Origin of the sequence: Streptomyces lanatus (assembly GCF_014655715.1) — a bacterium.
Taxonomy (GTDB): domain Bacteria; phylum Actinomycetota; class Actinomycetes; order Streptomycetales; family Streptomycetaceae; genus Streptomyces; species Streptomyces lanatus.
The window spans coordinates 80,569-97,918 of sequence record NZ_BNBM01000013.1 but is presented as its reverse complement, the minus strand read 5'-3'; the positions used below and the strand labels follow the sequence as shown (position 1 = coordinate 97,918).

Here is a 17,350-nt window from a genome sequence, read left to right as displayed (position 1 = left end):
CTCAGCCCCGCCGTCCCGGATCGGCGGGCACCGAGGGGCGGGCCCGGCCGGCCGACCGCACATACCCTTCGAGGGCGTCGGCGGCGCCGCGATAGCCGCCCGCGTCGCGCTGGGCCGTCTTCAGGGCGGTCGCGGCGTCCCGGAACCCGGGCTCGTGCAGCAGACGCCGGGCGAGGGCCCGTACGGAGCCCTTGGTCACGTCCTCGGTACGGATCGACAGCCCCGCGCCCAGTTCGACGACGCGCCTCGCGGTCATCGGCTGGTCGGCGCCCTGCGGGACCACCAGCAGCGGGACCCCGGCGTACAGGGCCTCGTTGACACTGTTCATTCCACCGTGGGTGATGAACAGCGCCGCCCGGTCCAGCACCTCCAGCTGCGGTACGAAACGCAGCGGGAGCACATGGGCGGGCAACGGCCCCAGTGCGTCGGGGTCGGTCTGCCCGGTGGAGACGATCACGGTGCCGCCCAGCGGGGCGAGCGCGGTGGCGAACGTACGCAGCACTTGCGGGTCGGCGCCGAATACGGTGCCGAGCGAGGCGTACAGCACCGGATCCTTGAGCCGGTCGGCCTGGAACGACGGATCGGCCGGGCGGGCGCCGATGCTCGGACCGACGAAACGGTAGGACTCCTCGAAGGTCTCCACGGCGGGCTGGAACGCCCGCGACGTGTAGACCAGATTGAGCGGCTGACGGATGTTCAGCAGGTCGAAGAGTGGCAGCCCATGCGCGTCGAACCGCCGGTGCAGCTCACCGCGGGCCTGCAAGTAGTCCAGGAAGGCGCGGGGTTGGCTGCGTGCCGCGGCCAACAGCTCCCACGAGCCGCGGGTGGGGCTGGGGACCTGCCGGTTGAACGCGAACGTGGTGAACGACGATGCCGCCGGCACCCCGAGTTCACGCGCGGCCACCGCGCCCCACAGACAGGAACTGTCGTGCACGATCAGATCGGGCCGGTCCTGGCGCAGATCGCCGAGCACCGAGGGCAGCAGCCGCAGACTGGTGCTCGCCAGCGACTCCAGCAGACCGAGGGGCGTCGGCGGATCGGGCAGCGGCTGCTCGCCGCCGGGGTAGAGACGAACGGTCGCGCCGGTGGCCTCGATCTCCTGACGGAACGCCGGGGAGGTGTGGTACGTGACGGTGTGGCCGCGCCGGACGAGCTCGGCCACGATCGGCAGCGTCGGATTGATGTGCCCGTGCATGCCGATGTTGAGGAACGCGATGGTACTCACAGGCCGGCCTCCATTGCCGAAGGAGAAGTCGATGTCCCGCCGGGACCGGCGGGCGTCGCCGCGGGGTCCTCGGCCCGGTACAGGCCCGGCCCGTCGACGCCCAGTCCGTCGAGGAAGCGCCCCGCGGTCAGCTCCGCGGTGCTGATCAGCCGCCGCGCATGACCGAAGTCCCACGGGGCGGGCCAGGACTCGATGCCGGTGGGGAGCACGACGGTCGGGATGTGCCGGGACACCTCGCGCAGATCGCGCTCGATCTGATGGTGCAGCAACAGCATTCCGGCCCGGGCGGCGACCGCGCCCGCCCGGCGGAGCGGACCGACGGGGCGCAGCGGTGAACTCTCCGGCCCGGTCGCCACCACGACCACGCTCGCCGCCCCGGCCTTCAGGGCGGCGAGGACCGGCACATACGCGATCACTCCGCCGTCGACGAGCGTGCGGCCCTCCCGCTCCACCGGCGGCAGCATGCCCGGGATGGCCGCGCTGGCCAGCAGTGCGGACGCCAGGTCCCCGTGGTCGAGCAGTGCCGGAGCGCCGGTGCCCAGGTCCATGGCCACCGCGGTGAACGGCACCGCCAACTCCTCGATCCGCGACGGCAGTCCGGACCGGGCGATCAGCCGGCGCAGACCGCGATCGGTGAACACACTGGCCCGCGACGGGAGATGGCCGAGCGGATACACCTCACGGCGGCGCAGCCGGCTCCACACCTGGTCCAGCCACGGCGCCGCCCGGTCGGGGTGGGCGGCGGCGATGGCGCCGTTCAGAGCGCCCACCGACGTTCCGATGATCATGTCCGGTACGAATCCGCGCTGCTCCAGCGCGTATCCCACCCCGACATGCGCCGCCCCGAGCACTCCACCGGCGCCGACCACCACGGCGACGGGACGGGGGAGTGCGCGCAACCCCGCCGAGGTGTCACCGCTCGACGGGATCGGCGACAGATGACGTTTCCGGTCGGCACCCGTCATGATCCACCTCTCTCGGCCTGCCGCGTGAAGTACGGCGGGGCGGCGTGGACGTCAGCCGAACTGGCCGGGCTGGTAGTCCCCGGCGGGCTGCTGGTTGATGACGTTGATGCGGTTGTAGGCGTTGATGACGGCGAGCAGGGAGATCAGCGCCACCAACTGCTCCTCGTCGAAGTGCTTGGCGGCATCGGCCCACGCCTCGTCGGTGACCCCACCGGCCGCGTCGGCGATCCGAGTGGCCTGCTCCGCGACCTCCAGGGCGGCACGCTCGGCCTCCGTGAACACCTTGGCCTCCCGCCAGGCCGCGACCAGGTGCAGACGCTGCGCGCTCTCACCGGCGTGGGCGGCGTCCTTGGTGTGCATGTCGGTGCAGAAGCCGCAGCCGTTGATCTGGCTGGCGCGGATCTTCACCAGCTCCTGGACCGTGGCAGGCAGCGTCGAGTCCGAGACGATCTTGCTGGCCGTGTTGATGTGCCGCAGCACCTTTCCCGCGAGGGGGTTGCCGAAGTAGTCGAGACGCGGTTCCACGGTGTTCTCTCCTTGCCGTTGAGACGGGCTACACACCAATGACCGGACGCGACCGAAAGCTGTGACACCAAGGCATATGTGAACCACGTCTCATACGGTTCGGCACCAGGGCGGCGGAGCAGGTTCACAGCGCGTCCGTCTGCGCCCCTCCACCAGGAGGGCCCGCATCATCAGGAAGGACCCGCCCGTGCCCGCGATCCTGATCCATGGCGTCCCCGACACCCACCGCGTCTGGTCCCGCGTCCGCCGCCACCTGACCCGCACCGACGTGGAGGCCTGGGACCTCCCAGGCTTCGGCGGGGACCTGCCGCCCGGCTTCGGATCCACCAAGGAGGAGTACGTCGACTGGCTCGTCGAGCGCCTGGAACACGTCGGCGAGCCCGTGGACCTCGTCGGCCACGACTGGGGCTGCATGCTCACCGCCCGCATCGCATCCCTACGGCCCGACCTGGTGCGCACCTGGGCCGGCGGCAACGGCCCCGTCAGCGCCCGGTACGTCTGGCATCCGCTCGCCAGGATCTGGCAGGACGGGGTCGCGGGGGACCGCTTCATGGCCGAGCTGGAGCCCACGTCCCTCGCCAAGGACCTGGTGACCGGCTTCGACGTACCCGCCGAGGCGGCCGAGGCGATGGCCGGCCATGTGGACGGGCCGATGAAGGACAGCATCCTCAGGCTCTACCGCTCCGCGCTCACGGTCGGGGCGGAATGGGAACCGGCACTGGCGGACGCGACCGCACCCGCCCTGGTGTTCTGGGGAGTGCGCGACCCGGCCGTCCCCACCGAGTTCGGCGAGCGGCTGGGAACCGCGCTGCGGGCGTCCCGGATCCTGAAACTCGACTGCAACCACTGGACGGTGCTGGAGAAGCCAGCCGAGGTGGCCGCGGCACTGGAGGCGCACTGGAGCCGGTCCGCGTAGGCGCCTCACCTGGCAACTCATGTGCAGTGCACCACAGTTGAATGTGACGCCCGTTCATCTTCCTCGCCGCGGACGTCCGGAGCATCCGACGAAGTTGCTCCCGTAGGCCCCCTCTGACCGGCGGCGTGACCCGGGGAGCTGGATTCGCGTTGGCGATCGTGAAGGTGCGAAGGGTTTCAAGTCCCCTGTGCGACCGGTTCGCGTGTGGCCGAAGGGTGCCCCAATGGGTGCCTATCATCAGACAAAAGTCGGTCATTCGGTTTGTGGCTCTCCGTCAACTCCCTTGCGGGCGGGGGCAGTACAGGAGACGCGGTGGCTTTATCCCCCGGCCTGAAGGCGGACGACGAGCCCACGCTCGTAGGCCGAGACCTGGAACTCACTCTGATCCACGAACACCTTCACGGTACGGACGGTGGAAACGCGGTTCTGCTGCGCGGGCCCGCCGGCATCGGCAAGACCCGGCTGATGACGGCGACCCTCGACGAACCGGGCACCGACGCCCGCGTCCTCACCGTCAAGTGCCAGGAGAGCGGCGGCGCCGCCTACGAGGCCGTACGCGGACTCTTCGCCCCGCTCGGCCTCACCGCCGACGACCCCGCACGGCACCCGCTGCTCGGCGGCGGCGCGGTGGCGGCCGGCAGCGCCGCACTCGCCCTGCCCGCCCTGACGACGGACGGCGCCCCCGACGGCGCCCCCGACGGCGGGCCCGTCGACGCCTACGGCGTCATGCACGGCCTGTACTGGCTCACCAACTCGCTCGCCGCCGAACGGCCCCTGATCCTCGCCGTCGACGACCTCCAGTGGTGCGACGAGGCGTCCCTGCGCTGGCTCGCCTTCCTGCTGCGGCGGGCCGAGGGCCTCCCGGTCGCCCTGCTCCTCACCCTGCGCACCGAGGTCGAGCACGCCCACCCCGATGTGCTGGACGAGATGACCGACTCCGCCTCCTGCCTCACCGTCGACGTCGAGCCGCTCACCGACGACGCCGTGCACGACATGCTCGCCGCGGCCCTCCCCGTCACGCCCGACGCCTGCTTCGTCGCCCGCTGCATGGAACTCACCGGCGGCACCCCCTTCCTGGTCCAGCTCGTCCTCCGCGAACTGAGGGAACGCGGCCCGGACGCCGGACTCGACGCCGACGCGCTCCGCGACGGCCTCGGACACGGTGCCGTGGCCCGCTTCCACCTCGACCGGCTCGGCCCCGAACGGCTCGCCGTGGCGACCGCGCTGGCGGTCCTTGAGTCCGACGACATCGAGTCCGTCGCCGCCCTCGCCGGCACCACCCCCGGCCCCGCCGCCGGCGCCGTGGACGCCCTGTGCGCCGCCGGCCTGTTACGCCCCGACTCCCTCGCCTACCGCCACGACCTCATGCGCCAGGCCGTACTCGATGCCACCCCGGCCGAGGAACGCCTCGCCCTGCGCGAGCGCGCCGCACGTCTGCTCAACGACTCCGGGTGCCCCAGCGACCAGGTCGCCGTCCAGCTGATGCATCTCCCCGAGGTACCCGAGCCCTGGATGGTCACCGTCCTCAGATCCGCCGCCCTCGGCGCCGAACAGCGCGGCGCACCCGCCACCGCGGGCCAGTACCTCTCCCGCGCCCTGCGCCACGACCTCGACGACATCGAGCTGCTGTCCGCCTCGGCCCGGGTCCTCGCCCACTCCGACCACCCCACCGCACTCAGCCGGCTGGAACACGCGCTGTCCCTCGTCACCGACCCGCGCCTGCGCTGCCGCCTCGTGCAGCAGTACGTCATCACCTCCCTCGGCGCCCAGAACTCGCTGCGCGCCTTCGAGCTGGTGGGCGAGACACTGCCCCTGGCCGAGTCCGAACTCGGCGACTCCCCGGACGAACAGGCGCTGCGCACCCTCATGGAGGCGATGGCCCTGGTCTCAGGGCTCGACGAGAAGTCCACCGTGCGCCGGGTCAGCGAACGCTTCCGCGACCATGTGCCGCCGCCCGGCGAGACCGCCGAGGAACGCATGCTGCTCGGCATGCTCTGCGCGCTCGGCACCCTGGAGGGCCGCCCCGCCGCCGGACTCGTCCCCGCGGCCGAGCGGGTGCTGCGGTTCGGGGACTTCTCCCTCGGCGGCTGGGGTGCCCTCGGTGCCAGCCTCACCCTCTACCTCGCCGATGTGATCGAGCCCGTCGAGTCCGTCCTCACCGCCCTGCTGGAGCACGCCCAGAACCGTGGCCAGGCCTGGAACAGCGCCCTCGTCTCCACCACCCGCGCCCAGGTGCACATGTGGGCCGGCAACATCGCACAGGCACTGGCGGACGCGCAGCTCGCCTTCGATCTCGTCCACCGCGACCTGCGCGTGAAGAGCGCCGTCGGCCCGCACTGCACCCTCGCGGACGTTCTGGTCCGCCGCGGTGACGCCGTCCGCGCCCAGGAGGTGCTCGACCTGATCCGGCGGCCCCGCGTGGACCAGTTCGCGCTGGAGTCGCACACCTACATGATGAGCCGGGCCCGCACCCGTGCCGCGCTCGGCGACCCCGAGGGAGCCCTCGGCCACCTCCTGCGATGCGGCGACAGCCTCGCCGAGGCGGGCATCGGCAACCCCGTGCTGGCCCCCTGGTGGTACGACGCCGCTCAACTCCTCGCCGAACTGGGCCGGCACGGCGAGGGGCTGGACGTCGTCGACCGCGTCGCACCGGCCGTACGACGGTGGGGCACGCCCCGCGCCCGGGGCATGCTCGCCGTCGCCCGCGGCGTCCTCACCACCTGCGACACCGGCATCGACGAACTGACCGAGGCCACCCGGCTCCTCGACGGCACCCCCGGCCGTCTGGAACACGCGCACGCCGAGTATCTGCTGGGCCGGCGGCTGCTGGAGCGCGGCGACGCCGAGAGCGCGCGGGAACGGCTGCGCCGCGCCATCGACATCGCCGTACTCTGCGGCGACCGGCTCCTCATCGACCGGGCCGTACCCGCGCTCGGCGCGGCCGGGGGCAGACTGCGGCGCGGCACCGGGTCACCGACCGACGCGCTGAGCGGATCGGAACGCCAGGTCGCCGAGCGGGCCGCCGGCGGAGCCACCAACCGGGAGATCGCCGAAGCCCTGTTCCTCACCCAGCGCACCGTGGAATTCCACCTGACGAGCGTGTACCGCAAGCTCGGCATCCGGGGGCGCCGCGAACTCGCGGCCGTCCTCGCCGCGGAACGCGGACCCGCCAGGTGAAACCGTCACGCCGCGGTCAGTCGGAGACGAACTCCGGCCGTACCCGCGGCGGCCACTGGCCGATGGCGAAGACGCCCAGGGAATAGCTCTTCGATATCAGCGCCGGACGGTTGGTCACCTTCATCTTCCGCAGCAGCGAGGAGACGTGGTATTCCACTCCGCCACGGCTGAGGAAGAGCTTCGTGGCGAGCTGGACGGTCGACTCTCCCAATGCGACACCCTCCAGAATGCGGGCGTGCATCGGACTGAACAGTTTGTGCCGGGCATGGGCGAGCTGCGCTTCGGTCCCGGGCTCGTCCGGGTCGACCAGCACCAGGATGCGGTCGACCCGGCCGCCGCCGCTCCGGACGGCGACTCCGGTCAGCTCCGCCTGGAATACGGTGTCATTCGCGCCCAGCGCGATCAAGCGGTCGGCGAACCGGGGACTTTGACCATCCGCCAGACGGATCAACTCGTGCTTCAGCTTTCCCTGGACACTGGGATGCAGCAGTTCGCAGAAGTCCCTGCCCACACCCTGCCCGGGAGCCCAGTCGAATTGACGGGCGAAGGATCGATTGGCCTCCCTTATCCGGAATTCCAGATCGAGATTTGCGATGCAGACAACAGACTGCTCGAAAAGTGCTAAATGGATGATCTCTGCCGAGTCCAGGCCTGCATTGTTCATGGGGGGTGGGCCGCTCTCTCTCAGCGTTCATGACCTTCACCCACGACATTGGCATCGGAAGAAAATGCATGTCAAGACATACAGGGTGCATCGACCCCTATTCACCGCTAAGACTGCGGTGCCCGCCGGCGGTGGTTCGGTCCGCATTGCGGTATGTGCCATGAACTTAATGAACAAAATTCCGCGCAGGTCCGCGGCATGACGCGGAGCCGCCCTGGGCAGACTAGCGGGACTCGTCCATTGCCATGGCTCGGGCGAGTTGTTCCCGGCCGGTAACACGTAATTTACGGTAGGAGCTCGTCAGGTGTCTTTCCACGGCCCGTAGGCTCGTTTCGAGTTCCGTCGCGATCTCCCGGTTGCTCAGACCGCGTGCCGCCCGCTGCGCCACCCTTGTCTCGGCCGGCGTCAGTCCGGCCGCGAGTGCCCGTGCCGAGCGGGCGTTGGTGCCGGTCCCGGCGTCGGCCGACGCGTTGATCAATTCGGCGGCCAGCCGACGACCGCGCCGGAACAGCCGGTCGCCCTCCGGGGCCGACGCCTCCTGAAGCCGTCGGCCCAACTCCATCAGGGCGCGCGCCAATTCGAGGCGGCTGCCCTCCGTCTCGACCACGGCGACGGCCTGCCGCAGCAGTTCGACGCCGCGCGGACCGCCGGTGACGACGCCGAGCAGCCGCAGCGCCCGGCCGAGCGTGCTCGGCGCTCCCCAGATCCGGGCGCGCTCATGGTGGGTCAGGGCCGCGGCGAGGGCCTCCGCGGTGCGGCCCATACGGTGCTGGACCAGCGCGGCCCGCACCTGCCAGTGCGCGAACGCCGGGTTCACCCACCCGGCGCGCTCCAGGACGCGGGCGCAGTCGAGGTAATGGGCGAGCGCCACCGGCAGGTCCCCGCGCGTTTCCGCGAGCATGCCGTTCAGCGCCCCGTACTTGGCGAACAGCCACAGGTCGGTTTGCGGTCGGGCGGGATCGAGCACCCGCTCGGCGATCTCGGTGTCGTCGAGTTCGAGGGCGACACAGCCCAGGACCATGGTGAGCTCCGCCCGGTCCCCGTGCGTCGCGCCCCCGGCCGCCGCGAGGGCACGGACGCCGTACTCCCGGGCCGGGCCGACCTCGCCCCGGGCGATCCGCATGAGCGCGCGCACCGCCTCGATCCGGGACGTCGTCACCCGGTCGTCCTCCTGCGAGGCGTGCAGCCCGGCGGCGTCCAGCCAGGACGTGGCGAGGTGCGGGGTGTCCGTGCAGTAGAGCACCGGCGGCAGCAGTTCGAGCGCCAGCCCGGCCAGCGCGGTGTGCGCGGGCTCCTCCTCCAGGACCTGCCGGGTCGTACCGGCCACGAAGCGATGGTCGACCCGCCCGTCCATGGCGGCCGTGAACACCAGGACCGTACGCAGTTCACGCTCGGCCGCCGAGGCGTCGTGGCCGTGCTCGCCGAGCTCCCGCAGCCGGCCCGCCGCCGAGCGCACCAGGTCCGGGTCCTGGAGACCGGCGTAGCGGGCCCGCGCCTCCAGCCGCATCGCGAGGTATCTGCCCTGCTGATCGTCCTCGCGGGGAGTGCCGACCGCCGCGGCCGTCTCGCGGACCAGCGCGGCGACCTCGGGATCGCCGCGCACGATGCCCATCGGGGCGCTGGAGACGACCTCGGCGCGCCGCCGCAGCCCGGGCATGAGCCGCGCCGCCTGCACGAAGTGGCGCCCCGCGGCCGGGGAGTTGAGATCCAGCTCGGTGACCGCGAGTTCATAGAGCAACTCGGCGCGGACATGGCTGGCGGCGGCCACGTCGACGAGGGCGCGGCCGAGATAGCGCACGGCCGTCTCCGGTGCGCCCCGGCGGCGGGCGGCCGCCGCCGCGGCACGCAGCTGATGGATCTCCCACGCGTCGCCGAGCCGGCCGACGTGCAGCAGCGGGAGGGCCACCTCCTCCGGTCCGGCGCCGGACGCGTCGAGCAGCGCGGAGGCCTGCCGATGGCGGCGCGAACTCTCCTCGTCCCCCATGGCCTGGAGGACGACCGCACATGCCGCGCCGGTGTGCGCGGCCTCGCCCTGGCCGTCGACCGGCGGCCAGCCATGGGCGAGCACCTCACGGGCGTGAGCGCACTGCCCCCGGCTCAGCCCCGCCAGCCGTTCGACGAGGGGCTCGCTGGCCTGCTCGGCGAGCACGGCGGTCGCCTTGAGGAAGACGGCGAGGACGGGCTCACGGCGCAGCAGCGACAACAGCCGCTCGCGGCGCAGCGACTCGCCGAGCTCCCGCAGCCGCTGGGTGCGCCAGTGGGGTGCGCCCAGGCGCCTGAGCCTGGCCCGGTCGCACAGCACCCGCAGGTCCTTGGGCCGGCCTCCGGTGACGTCGTGACAGGTACGGCCGAACTCGTCGGGGCAGTCCGCCCCGAGCTGACGGGCCACCAGCGCCGCCGTGCCGTCGCGGGACAGTCCGCGGACCCGGATCTGATGGGTGGCGGCGGCGGAGATCTCGCGCACCAGCGGGTCATGAACACCGAGTCCGTCCTTGCGGACCACGGCCAGCAGCATGCGCAGACCGGCCAGGCGGGCGGCGAGATGGGCGAGCGCCTCCAGGGAGTCGGCGTCGACCCAGCCCAGGTCGTCGACGGCGAGCACCACCGTCCGCTCGGCGCTCAGACCCGCGAACAGGATGTGCAGCCAGTGCAGCGTGTCGGCCCGGACGGCGGCCCCGGCGGCGCCTTCCGGGCCCGTGTGGCCGCCGCCAGGGGACAGGTGCGGAGCGGAGACGACCAGGTCGGCGGGCAGGTCGCGTTCGGCGACCAGCGGGAGCACGAGCCGGCGCAGCACGCCGAACGGGACGGCGCGTTCACCGGGGGTGCCGGCCGAGCGCAGGACCAGGGCACCGGCCGTGCCGGCCCGGTCGGCCAGCCGGTTCAGCAGCGCCGTGGTGCCGCTGCCGGTGCCGCCCTCGACGAGGACGAGGACACCGCTGCCCGCACGGGCGTCGGCGACCGCGTCGTCCAGGACGGTCAGCTCCCGGTCGCGCTCCAGCAGCATGGATCAGCCGTCCTCCCGCCCGCTGCGCAGCCGGGCGACAAGGGCGGCGCGCCCCTTGACGCCGAGCTTGCGGTAGACGTGCGTGAGCCGCAGCTCGACGGTACGGGTGGCCAGGCCGAGCCGGCGGGCTATCTCACGGTTGGCCAGACCATCGACCACCAGGGCGGTCACCTCGCACTCGGACGGGGTCAGCGGGTCCGGTTCGGGGCCGGATTCCTCGGCGGCGGTCGGGAGGCGGCCGGGGCCTGCGGTCCACGGGATCTCGACGCCGTTTCGGGCCAGTGCCGCAAGGGTGCCGGCGCGCAGCTCCGTGAAGGCACCCACCGTCCCCCAGCGTTCGGCGACACCCAGCTCCTTGGCGAGCAGGTCGTCCGCGGTGGCGGGGGCGCCGAGCAGATGGTGGGCGACGGCCGCGACGCCGCGCCACGGAAGGAGCATGGGGTTGCGCCAGCGCTTGGCCCGCAGCACACGCCCGCACTCCTCAAGAAACAGCAGGGCCCGGGCGGCGTCCCCGTCGATGAGGGCGAGTTCGGCGCGGGCGTACAACAGGAAGGCCGCGGTGACGCTGTGGCCCTCGGGCCGGGTCCCGGCCGCCTCCGCCGAGGCGCGCCGGGCCTCCTCCAGGCGGTCGCAGCGGATCAGCGCGAGGATCTCGGCGGCCGCGAGCCGGGGCGCGAGGAGGCCGTGCCACGAAGCGAGCGGGAGGGCCCGGGTGGCGGCGGTCAGTTCGCGCAGCGCCTCCTCGCCGCGGCCGAGCCGGACCTCCGCCTCGGCGAGGCTCAGCAAAGCCTGGGCCGCCGCCGCGACAGCGTTGTCGCGCCGGGCGTCCGCGGCGACGGCGGCCAGTCGGCCGAGCGCGGCGGGGACATCGTCCGCGCACAGCAGGGCCCGGGCCGCGGCGATACGGCACATGAAAGGCACGGCCGCGGGCTCGTCGAGCGCCGCGCGGGCGAGTTCGAGGGCCCGGGGCCGGTCGTCGCCCCGGGTGGCGAGGGTCCAGGCCAGTACGGCGGACTGGGCGGGGTGACCGGGGCGGTCGGAGTGCGCGGGCGGCGGCGCGACGAGCGGCAGGCCGCCCTTCTCCTTGTGGGCGAGCCTGCCGAGGGCGCGCAGCGGACGCAGCTCGTCGTCGGGGATCGTGGTGAGCGCCCGCTGATGCGCGTCGGCGATCGCCCAGCGGGCCGTCTCCGCGTCGCCGCGGCTGAGCAGCAGATCCGCGGCGTACAGCACATGAGGCCATGTCTCGCGGGTGAGGTGGCGCAGCATCACCTGGCGCAGCCTGCCGTCGGCGGCCTGCGGGGCGGTGACGGCCTCGGCGGCGGCGAGACGGATCAGCCGCCGGGCCCGCTCGGTCTCGGTCCCCGGCTCGCACAGCGCGTTCCGCAGGGATGCCGTGTCGGTGTCCGCTGCCTGCCGCGGGCGTACGGAGCAGGCGGAACCGGACGTGGTCCAGGGGTGGACGAGGCAGGGGACGTCACCGTGCGGCTCGGCGGCGGTGTCGCCGCGGGTGCCCTCCTCGCCGTGCGGTGCCGCCGCGCGGCGGAGCAGACGGTCACGCTCGGGCCCGGTCATGCCCGCCAGGACGTCATCGGCGAACCAGGGATGACGCAGCCGGGGTAAGTCGGTGTCGGTGAGCAGCCCGCAGGCCCGCAGCATGTCCACGGCGTCGGCGAAGGCGACGTCGTCGAGGCCGGCCAGGGCCGCCAGCCGGGTCGGCTCCGAGGGGTGGCCGCCGACGGCCGTGGCGCGCAGCAGGGCCAGGGCACTCTTCGGCAAGCCCTGCACGGTCGTCAGGGCGCGGGTGGACCACGCGGTACGGGCGGCGGCGACGAGCTGCGGCACGGCGTCGGTGTCCAGGGGGCGGCCCAGCGCGGTGATCCGGTCGGCCACGGCGTGCAGGACCGCGGGGGACCAGCCTGCGATGCCGGCCACGGTGAGCACGGTCCGCTCCACCGGGTGGCCCACCCGGGCTTCGACCAGGTCGCGTGCCTCGGCGGTGGTGAGCGGATCGAGGGTCAGGGTGCGCGCCGGATAGGAGTGCTCCGCGACGGCCGCGGCCGCGTCGAAGACCTGACGGACGGGCACGGGGGAGGTGGAGACGGCGAGGACGGCGCCCTGTAGGGCGCGGTGGGCGAGGCCGACGAGCCGGCGCAGTGAGTCGGGGTCGGCGAGATGCAGGTCGTCGACGGCCAGCAGCACGGGTCTGCCGGCCGACAGCGCCAGCAGCGTGTCGCACATACGGGCGACGGTGTCCGTGGGCCGGCTCGTGGGGCCGATGCCGGACGCGAGGGCGCCGATCCGCGACGGGCGGCACAACGTGCCCAGCAGCTGGGTGATGGTGCCGTAGGGGATCCGGGACTCGCGCGGCGAGCAGCGGGCGACCCCGACCGCGAAACCGGCGGCCCTGGCCCGCTCGACGGTCCATTCGAGGACGGCGCTGCGGCCGGAGCCCACCGGGCCGGTGATGACAGCGATGTCGGAGACACCGTCCTCGAGGCGGTGCACGAGTACGTCGAGGGTGTCGAGCACGGCCTGCCGGCCGACGAGTTGAGCGGGGTTCCGCATGCGCACCTCTCGTCCGATGACAGCAGGCGACCGGCTCCACCTTCGAATTGGAGATTAGCGATCCTGCCACCGCCATTACAGGCTCACTCGGGTATCCCTGAGCTTTTTTTGAGGTTACCGAGGAATCAACACGCGTTGATAAGCCGACAAGGCCGTCGACGGGCCCCCCTTCTACCAACCGGCCTGATCAGGCCATGTACTTGGGCGTGGCGAAAAGTCGATTCCCGTGCCGCAGGGCATAGTTGGGCCGATCTCTACCCAGCGTCGGGAAAGGGAATCCAAACGCCACGCGCATAGATCCTGACGCTCTTTCGGTCGACCTCGATTGCAATTTCCCGGACGGCGGCCGCCTCGTCCCCCTGGACGGGGCTCCGTTGGGGCCCCGGGCTGCGGCCGCCCGGAATGTTGAACAAGTGACCTATCGCGCCCTGTGCGAAAAGATGCGCGCTTTGTGACTGTGTGGTGCTCTGGTTGTGGAGGCTATGGCTGACCCCAGAGGAGATGGTGATATGCCTTCCATTGACAAGGCGATCCACGACACGACCAGTGTGCGGACCGACCTCGAGATGGCACTCGACCCCGTAGAACCCGACGGCGTCTTCCGTGACAGCCGCGAGTGCGCCGCCCTGGCGCTGCTCTCCGCGGACACCAAGCTGCTGCTGTCCCCGCCGACCCCTCGCCCGAAGAAGGGCTGAGCGGACCGACGGGAGCGACTGAATGGAGCAGTCAGGCACTTCGGCCCTCTTGCAGGGCGCTGTGCAGGACATCGCATCCGACGTGGTCTCCGCCCTTCGGGGCGGAGACCACGTGCGCATGTCCGGCACGATGGCGGCGGACGACATCGAGGGCGGCCTCGCCCTCGCGGCCGTACGGGTGTTGGGAGCGGACCTCCTGCTTCCGCACGTCCTCTTCCCGACTCCGCCCGCCCCGGAGGTACTTGCCGTCTTCCGCAGGACGGTGGAGGCCTTCCCACTACGGCCCGACGCGGCCCCCACCGTCAGGTGGAGCCACTGGGCCATGCGCCGCACCCTGCTGCGGCTCGACACCCCCCTGAACGGCCCGCCCGGCATGGCGGCGGACCCCGAACCCGACGCCGGCTGGCTCGACGACGCGCCCTGGCAGACACTGACCCACCAACTCGCCGTCCTGACGCCCCTCGCGCTGCCCGGCGAGGACTGTGCCGTGGCCCTCGCGGCCCGGCGCCGCCCGGTCGACGTGGCCCGGGGCTTCGTACGCGCGGTCCGCCGCAGGGACTGGCAGCAGGCGGCGGGAGCCGGACGCTGGCTCACCCTGCTCGACGGGGTGCCGGACACCCTCGGCCTCGAAACGGGCCTGGACTTCGTGGAGTTGATGGGCGGAACCGACCCCCGGGTGGCCCTCCAGGTCCAGGCGGCGCGGGTCGTGCGGGCCGCCGGAGCGCTCGTATGACGGCCATGGGCGTCAAGGAGATCCGTGACGTGGGCGCGGCCGCGTTCGCCTGGCTGTCCGCGCACCGCGCCGACTTCGCCCTGGACGAGGAGGCGTTCACCGCCGACGGCCAGGTGGACGCCACCTGGAAGCCGCTCGGCGAACTCGCCCAGACCTGCCAGAGCGTACGGACCCACCTGGCGCCGTCGGACCCGCTGCACGACCACGCCTCCGACCTGCTGCGGTTCGCCTGGCAGCAGACCGGGCGGGGCGAACTCTTCGTCCGCCTCCAGGGGTTGGAGCCGTTCGCGACGTACCCCCTGGAGGTCTACTCCGTCTTCGCCGCCGCCGGACTGCGCCATCCCGGGTACGAGGCCGCCGCCGCCCTGACGGCCCGCACCCGCGGCTGGCGGCTCACCGAACAGGAACCCACCCGCCGCCTCGGCGTGCTCAAGGCCGAGCGGCGCAGCGGCATCCACCGGCCGGACGAGTCGGCGCAGGTGCTGCGGCGCACCTGGCTGGGCGGGCTGCCGGAACCGTGGACGTTCGAGCGCTCCTCCGGGTACGCGCTCACCCACGTCGTCTTCCACCTCACCGACTGGGGACGCGCACCCGAAGGCGTCCCCACCGACGTGGCCGCCTATCTGGCGCACTGGCTGCCGTCCTGGCTCGACACCTGCCTGGACGCCGGGATGCTGGACCTCGGCTGCGAACTGCTGGTCGTGGCCGCGAGCCTGCCCACGCCGCCGGACCTCGCGACCTTCCAGGGCCCCTGGGCCCGCATCGCGGGGGCGCAGCACGACTCCGGCGCGCTGCCCCAGGAGGACGCCCCGGTGGAGCCGGACTTCCTGTACTGCTACCACTCCACCCTGATGGCCGCCTTCGCCGCGGCACAGACCCTCAAACGCCTCACCGGCGTGACCGACGACGACACCGAGGCGGCCCGCCCCCAAGGAGTGCCCGGATGACCGACACCCGTCTCATGCACACCGTCGGCGTCCGCGCCCTGGAGTGGCTGTGGGCCCACCGCGACGGCTTCCGCCTGGAGACCGACGTCGATCCGGAAGTGGGCTTCCTCGAGCGCTTCAAACCGGTCGGCGAACTCGCCCTGATCTGCCGCGTGCTGTTCCGCGAGGGCGTCGCCGGATCCCGGCAGGCCGAGCTCGCCCGCAAGCTCCTCGACCACACCTGGCGGCACACCCTGGACGGCGGTCGCATGCTGGTGCGCGGGCAGCGCATCGAGCCGATGTCGCCCATCCCCTTCGAGGTGTACCTGCCGTACAAGGAACTCGGCTACAGCGAGCCCGAGGTGGAGCGCGCCACCGTCCTCTACCACCGGCTCGAAAGCTGGTCGGCCCTCGAACTGGACCCGACCCGACGCCTCGGCCTTGCCGCGTTCCAGCGCCGCTTCGGCCTCACGCCCCGCCCGCCCGAGGCGGCCCTGGTCGCGCCGACCTGGCTGGCCCGCAGGCCCGAACCCTGGACGGTCGGCGGGCACATCGCCTACGACGTGACGCACACGGTGTTCCACCTCACCGACTGGGGAGAGCACCCCGAGGCCCTGCCGCCGGACATCGCCGACTACCTCGCCACCTGGCTGCCGGTGTGGATCGACGACTGGCTCGACCTGAAGCGCTGGGACCTCCTCGGCGAACTCCTCGTCATCGACGCCTGTCTGCCGCGCCCCACCCTGGACGAACGCGCCTGGGAGGGCTTCGCCGCCGCACAGCAGGCCGACGGGGCGATGCCCGCCGTACGGGGAATGCCGGAGGGCGAGCCGGACGAGGTGTTCGACATGATCTACCACCCCACGCTGGTCGCCGCGTTCGCATCCGTACTGGCCACGTCCCGCGCCCTCAGCGAACTCACCCACGCGGCCCCATGACCGACGACACCGTGCGGGAACGGCTGGCGAGTGCCGTGGCCGCCGTAGACGCCCCCGACGTCGTCTTCGCCGTCTCCCGGTCCGGGCACCGCACCCTGCACTGCGGCGGCACCGCCCCGCCCCCGCGGGTCGACCGGCAGGACCTGCGCTACGAGATCGGCTCGGCCTCGAAGACGTTCACCGCACTGCTGCTGGCCCAGCTCATCCAGCGCGGCCTGCTGACCGGGGGCGAACCGGCCGCCGCCTGTCTGGACCCGGGCCGCCGGACCGACAGGACCCCGGTGACGCTTGCCCACCTCGTCACCCACACGGCGGGACTGCCGACCCTGCCCCCCGGCTTCTATCCGCGCGCCCTGCCCGCCTGGCGGACCAACCCCTACGGGCGCTACGACGCCGAACGGGTGACCGGCGCCTTCCTGCGCCACCGCCCGAGGCACCGGCCAGGCACCCGGTGGCAGTACTCCAACTTCGGCGTCGCCGTGCTCGGCCACGCGCTCGCCGCCGTGTCCGGCACGGCCTGGGAGGAACTGCTCGGCGCACACGTACTGCGTCCGCTCGGCCTGACCGGAACCGCCCTGCGGGCGGAGGACCCGAAGACGGACGCCGTCGGACACGGCAAGGACGGGCGCACACCCACGCTCGCCTTCGACGCCGGAGGCTTCGCCGCGGCGGGCGCCGTCCGCGCCACCCCGCACGATCTGCTCACGTTCCTGGAGGCCCACCTCGACCCGGCCGGCTCCCCGCTGGGCGGGGCACTGCGGTCGGTGCGCACGCCCGTGCTGCGGCGGGGGCTCGGGCACCGGCACGTTCACACGACGGCGTGGTTCCGGCATCCCACGAGCGGCGGACCGATGTACTTCCACAGCGGCGCCACCCTCGGCCAGCAGGCCTTCCTGGGCTTCCGGCCCGACACCGGCACGGCCCTGGCCGCCCTGTGCACCCGCCGCTTCCGCGCCCGCGACGCCTTCATCGCCACCGCGTACGCGTTCCTCGCGGATGACACCGCCGACTGAACGG

13 protein-coding genes are annotated in these 17,350 nt (G+C 72.7%); 7 read left to right on the top strand and 6 right to left on the bottom strand.

The window, feature by feature from the left end:
- Position 1: 1 nt before the first annotated feature.
- The 3 genes from IE325_RS29805 to IE325_RS29795 are packed head-to-tail and all read right to left on the bottom strand — an operon-like array spanning position 2 to position 2,715.
- Positions 2-1,225 carry a macrolide family glycosyltransferase gene (locus tag IE325_RS29805; protein WP_190073190.1) on the bottom strand — a complete coding sequence of 408 codons (1,224 nt, stop codon included), beginning with the start codon at positions 1,223-1,225 and terminating at the stop codon, positions 2-4.
- The gene (locus tag IE325_RS29800) at positions 1,222-2,190 is read right to left on the bottom strand and encodes a patatin-like phospholipase family protein (RefSeq protein WP_190073189.1); all 969 of its coding nucleotides are present in this window, start codon (positions 2,188-2,190) and stop codon (positions 1,222-1,224) included. The genes IE325_RS29805 and IE325_RS29800 overlap by 4 nt, the downstream gene beginning before the upstream one ends.
- A 51-nt stretch (positions 2,191-2,241) precedes the next feature.
- Positions 2,242-2,715 carry a carboxymuconolactone decarboxylase family protein gene (locus IE325_RS29795; RefSeq protein ID WP_190073188.1) on the bottom strand — a complete coding sequence of 158 codons (474 nt, stop codon included), beginning with the start codon at positions 2,713-2,715 and terminating at the stop codon, positions 2,242-2,244.
- Positions 2,716-2,902: 187 nt separating this feature from the next.
- Between IE325_RS29795 and IE325_RS29790 the strand changes: the two genes are divergently transcribed.
- Positions 2,903-3,631, top strand: a complete 729-nt coding sequence (locus IE325_RS29790; protein ID WP_190073187.1) for an alpha/beta fold hydrolase — start codon at positions 2,903-2,905, stop codon at positions 3,629-3,631.
- Between the two features lie 312 nt (positions 3,632-3,943).
- Positions 3,944-6,808, top strand: coding sequence for an ATP-binding protein (locus IE325_RS29785; RefSeq protein ID WP_229912105.1), 2,865 nt, complete (start codon positions 3,944-3,946; stop codon positions 6,806-6,808).
- Between the two features lie 16 nt (positions 6,809-6,824).
- Here IE325_RS29785 and IE325_RS29780 read toward each other — a convergent pair whose 3' ends face one another.
- The 3 genes from IE325_RS29780 to IE325_RS29770 form a co-directional block, all read right to left on the bottom strand.
- Positions 6,825-7,472: a helix-turn-helix transcriptional regulator gene (locus tag IE325_RS29780; protein WP_190073186.1), complete on the bottom strand. Its 648-nt coding sequence runs from the start codon at positions 7,470-7,472 to the stop codon at positions 6,825-6,827.
- Between the two features lie 223 nt (positions 7,473-7,695).
- Positions 7,696-10,476, bottom strand: coding sequence for an AAA family ATPase (locus IE325_RS29775; RefSeq protein WP_190073185.1), 2,781 nt, complete (start codon positions 10,474-10,476; stop codon positions 7,696-7,698).
- Positions 10,477-10,479: 3 nt separating this feature from the next.
- On the bottom strand, positions 10,480-13,041 hold the full coding sequence (locus tag IE325_RS29770) for a helix-turn-helix transcriptional regulator (RefSeq protein WP_190073184.1): 2,562 nt from the start codon (positions 13,039-13,041) through the stop codon (positions 10,480-10,482).
- Between the two features lie 509 nt (positions 13,042-13,550).
- Here IE325_RS29770 and IE325_RS29765 point away from each other — a divergent pair.
- The 5 genes from IE325_RS29765 to IE325_RS29745 are packed head-to-tail and all read left to right on the top strand — an operon-like array spanning position 13,551 to position 17,346.
- Positions 13,551-13,736, top strand: coding sequence for a hypothetical protein (locus tag IE325_RS29765; RefSeq protein WP_190073183.1), 186 nt, complete (start codon positions 13,551-13,553; stop codon positions 13,734-13,736).
- 22 nt (positions 13,737-13,758) lie between these two features.
- Positions 13,759-14,469, top strand: coding sequence for a hypothetical protein (locus IE325_RS29760; RefSeq protein ID WP_190073182.1), 711 nt, complete (start codon positions 13,759-13,761; stop codon positions 14,467-14,469).
- Entirely contained in the window at positions 14,466-15,416 is a 951-nt protein-coding gene (locus tag IE325_RS29755; RefSeq protein ID WP_190073181.1) for a DUF6895 family protein, read from the top strand. The genes IE325_RS29760 and IE325_RS29755 overlap by 4 nt, the downstream gene beginning before the upstream one ends.
- Positions 15,413-16,333 (top strand): DUF6895 family protein, encoded by a 921-nt coding sequence (locus IE325_RS29750; RefSeq protein WP_190073180.1) that lies wholly within the window; start codon positions 15,413-15,415, stop codon positions 16,331-16,333. The genes IE325_RS29755 and IE325_RS29750 overlap by 4 nt, the downstream gene beginning before the upstream one ends.
- Complete coding sequence (locus tag IE325_RS29745) at positions 16,330-17,346, top strand: serine hydrolase domain-containing protein (protein WP_190073179.1); 1,017 nt, start codon at positions 16,330-16,332, stop codon at positions 17,344-17,346. Before IE325_RS29750 ends, IE325_RS29745 begins: the two co-directional genes overlap by 4 nt.
- Positions 17,347-17,350: the final 4 nt, after the last annotated feature.